We start from the raw sequence: 8747 nt of genomic DNA, 5'->3' as shown, positions 1-8747 counted from the left end.
GGGTGGCCCCCCCCCGCCGCCCGCCCCCAGGTGCACCGCCCCCCCGGGGGGGCGGCCCCCGGCCCCGCGGCGCCCGGGCCGCGGGGCGCGGCCCCCGACGCGCGGGCGCGTTCAGTCCACGGTGACGACCATCTTGCCGAGGGCCCGCCCGGCCTCCATGACCCGGTGGGCCTCGACGATCTCCTCGAACGCGAAGACCCGTGTGGGACGGGCCCGCAGCGTTCCGGCTTCGACCTTGCCGTAGATCTCCTCCAGCGGCACGTCGGAGAGCGGGAACGCGGGGGTCCCCAGGACGAAGGCGCTGCCGAAGAAGCTCAGCCGCGCCCCGCTCGGCAGGTCGGCGATCGGGTCGAAGTCCCGTACCGGCGCGAACCCGCCGAGGAAGCCCAGCTGGCACACCCGGCCGCGGGGCGCGACCAGGGCGAGGGAGTCGCGCAGGACGCTGTTGCCGACGACGTCGAACACGGCGTCGACGTCGAGCCCCCGCTCACGGATCGGCGCGGCGAGCGCACCGTCGTCGACGAGCACCTCGTGGGCGCCCAGTTCCTTCAACAGCGCGATGTGCGCCGGGTTCCGGGTGGTGGCCACCACCGTCGCGCCGTGGTCGACGGCGAGGTTGACGGCGGCCTGGCCGAGCGAGGAGGTCGCCCCCCGCACCAGGACCGTCTCGCCCGGCCGCAGGTCCAGGTTGCCGAACAGCCCGCTCCACGCGGTCGCGTACACCTCGGGGACCGCGGCCAGGTCGGCCCAGCCGAGCGAGGACCGCACCGCCACCACGTTGGTCGCCGGTACGGTGACCAACTCCGCGTAACTGCCGTCGCGGGTACGGCCCATGCCGCCGAGGATCGCCACCACCCGGGTGCCGGGGGCGAGTAGGCCGGAGGGGTCGTGCTCGACCACCCCGGCGCACTCGATCCCGGGGACGGCCGCCACGTCTCCCCAGGCTCCGGCGCGCATGTACGCCTCGGCGTGGTTGAGGCCGAAGGCCTTGACCCGGATCAGGACGTCGCCGGCGGCGGGCACCGGGTCGGGAAGCTCGGTGACGGCGAGGACCTCGGGGCCGCCGTGGGCGGTGATGACGATGGCCTTCATGTGCGATTCCGTTCTTGAGTAGTCATTCAAGTATGGGGGCCGAAAAAGGGCCACCGCGTGGGTGGCCCGAGGGCGCCCGAAAGCGCCCGAGGGTGGCCGGAGTGGGGTTCCGGGCGTCAGGCGAGAGCGGCGAAGGCGTTGTCGACGATCGCCCGCAAGAGCGTTTCGTCGGGGTTCGCCTTGCCGACGACCATCAGTCCCTGGCAGGTGGCGACCAGCAGTTTGGCGCTGCCGACGGGATCGAGTGAGGCGCGTACCTGACCCCGCCGCACGGCGTTGCCCAGGGCGTGGGTCATGCACCGTTCGAGCCGGGCCAGGTGGCCCCGCACCACGGCCGCCGCCTCGTCGTCCTCGGCGGCGCGCTCGATGGCGGTGTTGACGAGCAGGCACCCCTGACGGCCCTCGGGGCTGAGCAGGTCCCGCACGAGCCCGTCGAAGTAGCCTCGGACCTCGGTCAGCGAGGCGTCCGACGCCTCCAGTTCGCCGAGTTTCCGGGGCACCACCAGCTTGGAGTAGCGCTCCAGCGACTTCACGAAGAGGGTGTGCTTGCCGCCGGGGAAGGCGCCGTACAGACTGCCGGGCTTCACTCCGGTCGCCTTCACCAGGTCCTCGATGGAAGTCGCCCGGTACCCGCGTTCCCAGAACCGCAGCATGGCCTGGTTCAGGACGTCTTCCGGTTCGAACTCGCGGGGTCGGGGCATGCGCCCAACATACATGAGTGACCATTCAAGAACCACCCCCGGGATGCTGTGGGGGTGGTCCACTCGCCGCTACGACGCCTGCGACCCGGCTACGACACCTACGACACTGCGGGGATGTGCTGGGTGATGCAGTGGACCCCGCCGCCGCCCCAGGCCAGGGTGCGGGCCGGGATGCCGACGATCTCCCGGCCCGGGAAGAGTGCGGCGTACCGGGCCAGCGCGGCGGCGTCGTCCGGCTCCTGCGCCGTCGGGACGACGACGCTGCCGCTGGTCAGGTAGTAGTTCGTGTAGCTGAACGTGTCCACGAGCGCGCCGTTCACCTGGAAGTGCGGTTGCTGGTGGAGCTCCTCGATCCCGAAGTGCCGTCCGCAGGCGTCGGTGGCGGCCGCGAGCACGGCCCGGTTGGCCTCCATGCGCGCGTGGTTGGGGCTGCTGGTGTCGGGCTGGGTGTGCAGCAGGACCCGCGCGGGGCCGAGGTAGGAGGCGACGAGGTCCACGTGCCCGTTGGTGATGAGGTCGTTGTCCAGGCCGTACGGCAGCCAGATCACCTTGCTCGCCCCGTACGCGGCGAGCAGCGCGGCCTCGATCTGGGCGCGGGTCATCCCGGGGTTGCGGTTCGGGTTGAGCAGGCACTCCTCGGTGGTGATGAGGGTGCCCTGGCCGTCGGTGATGACGGAGCCGCCCTCCAGGACGAGGTCCACCGGCTGCCGCGGTACGGAGAGGTAGGAGCAGACGCCGACGGGCAGCAGGTCGTCCTTGTCGTACGGGTACTTGTTGCCCCAGCCGTTGAAGCGGAAGTCGAGCCCGGTGCGCTGGGTGCGGCCCGCGTTCAACGCGAAGATCGGTCCGGTGTCCCGGGTCCAGCAGTCGTTGACGGGGTACTCCACGACGGTGACGGAGGCGCCGCACTGGCGGCGGGCGTCGGCGACCGTGCCGGGCTCGGCGAACATCAGGACGGTCTCGAAACGGGCGATGCTCTTGGCGACGGCGGCCACCTCGGCCTGCACCTGGGGGAGCAGGCCGCCCCATCCGTCGGTGCGGTCCCAGGGCCAGGACATGACACAGCCGGAGTGGCCCTCCCACTCGGCGGGGACGGTGAGCGTGCCGCCGGCCGGCTGGGCGGCGGCCGGCCCGGCGCCGGCGGAGGTGAGGAAGACGGTCGCGGCGGCGGTCAGCGCGCCGGTACAGAACGAGCGGCGGGAGGGGCGGGGCTGGTCCATGTGGTTGTGTCCTTCCGGGGAGTGCGGGCGGGCGGTGCGCGGGGGGTGGCCGATTCGGGGGTCGTGCGCTTCGGTGTCGTGCGCTTCGGTTGCGCGCGGTTCGGGGGTCGTGCGCTTCGGGGTCGTGCGGTTCGCGGGCGCGCGGGGCGGCGGTCCCCGGTCAGGGGCGCTCGGCGGCGACTTCCAGCCCTTCGGCGCGCGGCCGCGCGACCGGCTCGCCCCCGTCGCGCAGCCGGTGGTGCGGGCGGCGGACGGCCAGGTAGACGAGGCCGGAGCCCAGCACCACTCCGGTGCCGAGCAGGGCGGCCCACACCTGGTACCAGGGGGCGTCCGGCGGCGCGAGGATCGTGCGCGGCCAGCAGACGTTCACCACCTCGAAGGCGGTCCAGGCCACGGCGAGCACGTTGAGGAAGGTGCCCTTGGCGCCCAGCCGGATGTGCCCGGAGGGCACCCAACTCCCGCGCAGGCGGGCGATGAGCGCGGCGAGCGAGACGAGGAAGAACGGCAGGTACGTGGCCGCGGTGCCGAAGGAGATGAGGCTGCCGATGGCCGTGGCGTTGAGCCCGAGGGCGAGGGCGCTCCCGCTGATCAGGGTGGAGGCGAGGAGGCCGCCGATGGGCGCCTTGCGCCGGTTGACGTTGCGCACGTGCCGGGAGAAGGGGAAGACGCCGTCGCGGGCGAGCGAGAACAGGCCGCGGGCCGCCCCGCCCTGCGAGGCCATCGCGCAGGCCAGGAACCCGACGAGGACCACCACCACGAACGGCTTGTCCGACCAGTCGCCGAAGGCGTGCACGACGGCCGTCGTGACGGGATCGACGTCCTGGCCGGCCACCACCGCCTCCGGATGCGGGTGAGCCAGCGCGACGGCCATCGCGTTCAGGATGACGACGGCGCCGACGCTCAGCAGCGCCCACCACATGGCCCGCGGAACCTGACGGCCGGCGTCCTTGGTCTCCTCCGCCGTCGACACGCAGGCGTCGAAGCCGATGAACGCCCATCCGGCGACGGCGACGGCCGCGAGGAAGGCGGCGACGGTCGAGCCGCCGGACAGTGCCTCCGCGCCGAGCGTCTTCGTGAACAGGGGGAAGCCGTGCTCGCGGAAGAACAGCAGCAGGATCAGACCCACCAGCACGGAGGCCACCGCCTCGGCGGCGATCCCGAGCGAGACGAACCAGCGCAGGATGGTGATCCCGTACGCGTTGACCAGCATGCACACGAGCAGGATGGCGACGGCCACCGCGACCAGCCCGCCGGGTGTGGGCACGGCGCCGAAGAGCGCGTACACCCAGGGCGCGGCGAGGTACGCCACCGTCGTGTTGCCGAACATGACGGCGAACTGCCAGACCCAGCCGCCCAGCCACCCGAAGGCCGGACCCAACAGGCGCCTGCCCCACTGGTACGGGCCGCCGGCCAGCGGCCACTGCGAGGTCAGCTCCGCGTAGACGTTGACGACCAGGCACTGGCCGACGAGCACCAGCGGCAGCGCCCACACCCACATGGGCCCCGCCACCGTGGTCCCCACCATGGAGACGGCGTACAGGGCCACGACGGGGGACACCACCGCGAACCCCATCGAGATGTTCCCGAGGATGCCGAGGCTGCGCCGCAGCTCCTGGCGGTAGCCGAGTGCCTGCAGCCGCGCGGCATCCGAATCGGGGTTCGACGTGTCGTTCATGATCACCTCACCGGGCGCGGGCAGCCGCGAGCGGCGCCGGCGCGCTAAATCTAACCGCGTTAGGAAAACGAGGTGGCGTGAATGTAGCGGTGCTCCCGACGCCTTGTGAAGCGTTCCCGGCAGGTAATCTGCAGGCCGAGACGAGGGAGCTCCCGATGGCACGGCCGAGCCAGAACCTCCTCAGCCGCGCGCTCATCGCCCGCGCGGCTCTGGACCTGTTGGACGAACAGGGCGTGGAAGCCCTGAAGATGCGGACGATCGCCGACCGGCTCGGGGTGCGCGGTGCCTCCCTGTACCACCACGTCGCGTCCAAGGAAGACCTGCTCGACGCGGTGGCGGAGCTGATCAACGACGAGATCGACCTCGGCCCGTTGACGGACCCGGGCGGCGTGGCGGGCATCGCCGCGTACGCCCACGGCTACCGGGGCGTCTACCTCCGCTACCCGCACATGATCCCGCTGGTCGCGCGCCGCCGGGTCGCCTCCGACAAGGCGTTGCGGGGCTACGACACCCTGCTCGACGCCCTGACCCGCGCCGGGTGCACACCGGCCGAGGCCGCCGAGGCCGCCGCCGCCATCGACAACCTCGTCCTCGGCTCCGCGCTGGAGACCTTCACCGCCGGCTTCAACCTCCCCCCGGCGGAGTACGAGCCCCGTTACCCCGCCCTGGCGGCCTCCCTCCGGGCCTCCGCCACCCACCCCGGCGGCCTCCCGGCCCTGGACACCCGCGGCTTCACCCTCGGCATCCACCTCGTCCTGCGCGGCCTGCCGACGCCGACGAGCCCTTAGGGGGCGTCCGGCGGCCTGGTGACGGCCGGGCCCGGTCCTGTCGGGCGAGGATCAGGCCGACAGGACGCGGCGGAGCCAGCGCGTACGGGCCTCACGGGCGTCCCGGCTGAGGGCCGCCTCCGGCGCGAAGGTGTCGAAGCCGTGGAAGCCCCCCGGCCACACGTGCAGTTCGGCCCGACCGCCGGCCCGCCAGATCGCCTGGGCGTAGGCCACGTCCTCGTCCCGGAAGGTCTCCGCCGAACCGACGTCGATGTAGGCCGGGGGCAGTCCGGACAGATCCGTGGCGCGCGCGGGAGCCGCGTACGGCGGCACGTCCGGCGCGCCGTACCGGTCGCCCAACACGGCTTGCCACGCCGTCGCGTTGGAGGTCCGGTCCCAGAGGTCGACACCGGCCATCTGGTGAGCGGAGAAACTGTCGTTGCGGTCGTCGAGCATCGGGCACAGGAGCAGTTGCCCGATCGCCCGGGGGCCGCCCCGGTCGCGGGCGAACAGGGCGAGCGCCGCGGCGAGCCCACCGCCAGCGCTCTTGCCCCCGATGACGACGCGGTCCGCGTCCACACCCAGCGCCGCCGCGTGTTCGGAAGCCCAGCACAAACCGGCGTAACAGTCCTCCAGTTGCCCGGGATACCGCGTCCGCGGTGCCAGGCGGTACGCGACGGAGACGACGGCCAACCCCAGCGGCAGGGCCCATTCGCGCAGCAGCCGCGGAAGGACCGACCACGCGTTGCCGGTGATCATCCCGCCGCCGTGCATGTAGTACAGCAGCGGCAACGGCCCGGCGATCCCGGCCGGCCGCGCGCTCACGAGCGTGACGTCCTCCCCGCCGGAGGCCCTCGGCACCCGCAGCTCCTCCACCTCGAAGCGCCCGTCGGCCCGCAGCTCCCGCACCGTCGGCCTCGGTCTGCCCGCGGCGTCCCGCTCCTGCCGCGCGGCCAGGTTCCCCGGGGTGACCGGCTCCCTCACCCCACCCCCCAACCCGGCCAGCACCGCCCCCAGTTCACCGTCCAACCCCGGCACCCCCCACCCCCCACGCTCCATCCCCCCAGTCAACCACCCACCCCTCCCACCCCGGGCCCTGGCGGCGCGACGGCGGACGCCGGTTCGGTGCAGTGTCAGTGGTCCGGGCTGGGGTCGGCTCCCGAACGAGTTCGAGGTGGGGGAGCGGTGCTCGTGGAAACCGGGATCGGAATGCCGGTGGAGGTGGAGACGCCGCCGGCGGCGTGGGGCGTTCAGTACGGGGTACAGTTCGTCGCCTCCCGGCGGACCGCGAGGATCTCCTGGAGGTCCCGTACGGCGTCCTGTCGGCCGCGTGCTCGGAATGCACTCCCGCGACGTTGACGACAACTTCGTCCACCCCCGCCCGTTCGTATTCGGCCAGCTCGGCGGCGACGTTCCCGGGCGTGCCGTACAGGAAGACTCCGGAGTCGACGAGGGCGCGGGCGCCGAGGCCCGGGCGGCTGTGGTGGACGCGCAGGCCGGCGCGGCGCAGCATGTCGCAGTAGTGCGGCCCGGCGAGGTGGACGTGGGCCGCCGCGAAGGCGAGCCGGTCGGCGTGGCGCCGGGGGCGGTCGACGGCGGCGTGCACGACGGTGACCATGCGGCGGCCGTCGAGGTCGAGCTGCCCTGGGGAGGTCCAGACCGGCGTGATCCGCCGTGCGGGAGAAGGGCCGGCGCTGGAAGGCCTCCCGCAACGATGGCTTCCACGTACTCCGGCACACTTACGCCTCCGTGATCCTCGAGGCGGGTGAATCCGTCGTCACCCTCGTCCGATGGCTCGGCTACTTCAGCCCGACCATCACCCTCGACCACTACGCCCACTTCATGCCCGAAGCCGGCGGCAAGGGCCGCGCGGGAGTCGATGCGCTGCTCGGAGTGGCCCCCCAGTACGTCTCAGAAGACCTTGCCCTCGCCTGAGATCGGGTGGCACAGCACGTGCGGTGCCACCCGATCTCGTTGGTGGGTCGGCTCTGCGGCTCAAGCCGCCCGACGCCAGGGCGGCAGGCGGGAGCGCCGCGCGGGCAGTCCGAGCAGTTCGTGCAGGGCCTTGCCTTTGTGGGCCCAGTGGTCCAGTCGGTCGCGGTCGACCCAGTGGACTCCGTGGCGGTCGCCCCAGGCCATGGCGTCACGGGTGAAGGAGCCGTTGGTGACGACTACGGCGTGGTCCGCCCTGTGTGCGGGCCCTGCGGTGCCGTTCACTTCGTACATCACCGACGAGCCGACCTTGCCGCCGACGCGGGTGTGCTTCGCCTGCACCACGATCCGTCCGAGGGGTATCAGGACGCCGATCACGTCCGCGGCCTGGTCCCCGCCACGTCCCACCTTCGTGGCCGCCCAGCCGTCGCGGACGAGGAGATCGCGCAGCGCGTACTCGAACTGCTGGTCGTCCATCACGTCCAACTCGGACAAGGTGATGCACAGGCGAGCCAGCCTCTCGCTGTCCGCGCGGTTCCGGCGAGAGCGCCGTATCTTGAGGCAGGCCAAGCCGGTGGCGTGGGCCAGACCGATCAGGACCAGCAGCGGCCAGCTTTCGGCGGCCTTCGCCAGGAGGCGCGATGCGGCCTGTGCCAGGGCGACCGCGAGCGCGAGGGCAACGGCTGCCGCACCCAGGACGTCTGCGGCACTGCGCGGGCGCCACAGGATGCTTCGCCGCCGCCGGGCCGTCACTGCCCGCCCGCCGGCGCGGAGACGGCGGGCTTCGGCGCGGGCTGCTGCTCGGCTGAGCTGTCGCCGAACCCGAAGACTTGACCCCAGAGCCACGCCACGGCGCACAGGCCGGCCACGGCCCAGACGCTCAAGCCTTTGGCCTTCCTGGGACCTGGCTTGCGGCGGATGTAGCTGCTCACGCGCACGTATCCGTCCGGAACCTTCGGCACGCTGATTCCCTCCCCATCGGTCCGCACCGTGCGGACTTCCAGATCGGTTGTAGCGGCGGCCACCGACAAAACCTGATGCACTTTCATGATTGTGCGGGTGGCAAGGGTGCATGTCGGCCATGTCTTCGGGAAGGCCCGGCCGACTGCACAGCCCGCCGGCCTGCGCCGAGGCTTTTCGGTCGTGTGCCGTGCTGTGAATCGCAGGGTGCGCCGAATGGCCATTTCCCGCGGAGCGCGGTCAGCGACGACCGCGCCGGGCGCCGCCCCCGTTGAGGTGATGACGCTGAGGGTTCGGTTGCACTTAGACCGTGTCCTATGTGGTGAGGCGGACGAGTCGTTTGTAGCAGCAGAGGGCGGCGGCGAGGCCGAGAAAGGCCAGGTAGTTGCGGGGGTTTCGT

Annotated in this window: 8 protein-coding genes and 1 pseudogene; 2 read left to right on the top strand and 7 right to left on the bottom strand. The window is 72.4% G+C overall.

What is annotated here, in order from left to right; all coding sequences use genetic code 11:
* Positions 1-111: 111 nt before the first annotated feature.
* From ACFVXJ_RS30070 to ACFVXJ_RS30055, 4 genes are all read right to left on the bottom strand, one after another.
* Positions 112-1092 (bottom strand): zinc-binding dehydrogenase, encoded by a 981-nt coding sequence (locus ACFVXJ_RS30070; protein ID WP_389666485.1) that lies wholly within the window; start codon positions 1090-1092, stop codon positions 112-114.
* A 116-nt stretch (positions 1093-1208) separates the two neighbouring features.
* Positions 1209-1793 (bottom strand): TetR/AcrR family transcriptional regulator, encoded by a 585-nt coding sequence (locus tag ACFVXJ_RS30065; RefSeq protein ID WP_389666483.1) that lies wholly within the window; start codon positions 1791-1793, stop codon positions 1209-1211.
* 98 nt (positions 1794-1891) lie between these two features.
* Positions 1892-3013, bottom strand: a complete 1122-nt coding sequence (locus tag ACFVXJ_RS30060) for an agmatine/peptidylarginine deiminase (RefSeq protein ID WP_389666481.1) — start codon at positions 3011-3013, stop codon at positions 1892-1894.
* A 160-nt stretch (positions 3014-3173) separates the two neighbouring features.
* Entirely contained in the window at positions 3174-4688 is a 1515-nt protein-coding gene (locus tag ACFVXJ_RS30055) for an APC family permease (RefSeq protein ID WP_389666480.1), read from the bottom strand.
* 155 nt (positions 4689-4843) lie between these two features.
* On the opposite strand from ACFVXJ_RS30055, the gene ACFVXJ_RS30050 reads away from it, so the two are divergent.
* Positions 4844-5476 (top strand): TetR/AcrR family transcriptional regulator, encoded by a 633-nt coding sequence (locus ACFVXJ_RS30050; RefSeq protein WP_389666479.1) that lies wholly within the window; start codon positions 4844-4846, stop codon positions 5474-5476.
* Between the two features lie 51 nt (positions 5477-5527).
* On the opposite strand, the gene ACFVXJ_RS30045 is transcribed toward ACFVXJ_RS30050, so the two are convergent.
* The gene (locus ACFVXJ_RS30045) at positions 5528-6514 is read right to left on the bottom strand and encodes an alpha/beta hydrolase (RefSeq protein ID WP_389666478.1); all 987 of its coding nucleotides are present in this window, start codon (positions 6512-6514) and stop codon (positions 5528-5530) included.
* A 636-nt stretch (positions 6515-7150) separates the two neighbouring features.
* Here ACFVXJ_RS30045 and ACFVXJ_RS30040 point away from each other — a divergent pair.
* Positions 7151-7390 (top strand): annotated as a pseudogene (locus ACFVXJ_RS30040) (site-specific integrase); the annotation flags it as partial.
* A 60-nt stretch (positions 7391-7450) separates the two neighbouring features.
* On the opposite strand, the gene ACFVXJ_RS30035 reads toward ACFVXJ_RS30040, so the two are convergent.
* Together ACFVXJ_RS30035 and ACFVXJ_RS30030 are read right to left on the bottom strand one after the other, a co-directional pair.
* On the bottom strand, positions 7451-8140 hold the full coding sequence (locus ACFVXJ_RS30035; protein ID WP_389666477.1) for a restriction endonuclease: 690 nt from the start codon (positions 8138-8140) through the stop codon (positions 7451-7453).
* The gene (locus ACFVXJ_RS30030; protein WP_389666476.1) at positions 8137-8430 is read right to left on the bottom strand and encodes a hypothetical protein; all 294 of its coding nucleotides are present in this window, start codon (positions 8428-8430) and stop codon (positions 8137-8139) included. Before ACFVXJ_RS30030 ends, ACFVXJ_RS30035 begins: the two co-directional genes overlap by 4 nt.
* Positions 8431-8747 lie beyond the last annotated feature (317 nt).

Origin of the sequence: Streptomyces sp. NPDC058279, from assembly GCF_042881255.1 — a bacterium.
GTDB lineage: Bacteria > Actinomycetota > Actinomycetes > Streptomycetales > Streptomycetaceae > Streptomyces.
This window is presented reverse-complemented; position numbering and strand designations above follow the sequence as displayed.

Excerpts from the sequence above, each read along its gene's own strand:
- ACFVXJ_RS30060 (WP_389666481.1), bottom strand. The coding sequence starts at position 3,013 with ATGGACCAGCCCCGCCCCTCCCGCCGCTCGTTCTGTACCGGCGCGCTG.
- ACFVXJ_RS30045 (WP_389666478.1), bottom strand. The coding sequence starts at position 6,514 with ATGGAGCGTGGGGGGTGGGGGGTGCCGGGGTTGGACGGTGAACTGGGG.
- ACFVXJ_RS30065 (WP_389666483.1), bottom strand. The coding sequence starts at position 1,793 with ATGCCCCGACCCCGCGAGTTCGAACCGGAAGACGTCCTGAACCAGGCC.
- ACFVXJ_RS30050 (WP_389666479.1), top strand. The coding sequence starts at position 4,844 with ATGGCACGGCCGAGCCAGAACCTCCTCAGCCGCGCGCTCATCGCCCGC.
- ACFVXJ_RS30055 (WP_389666480.1), bottom strand. The coding sequence starts at position 4,688 with ATGAACGACACGTCGAACCCCGATTCGGATGCCGCGCGGCTGCAGGCA.
- ACFVXJ_RS30070 (WP_389666485.1), bottom strand. The coding sequence starts at position 1,092 with ATGAAGGCCATCGTCATCACCGCCCACGGCGGCCCCGAGGTCCTCGCC.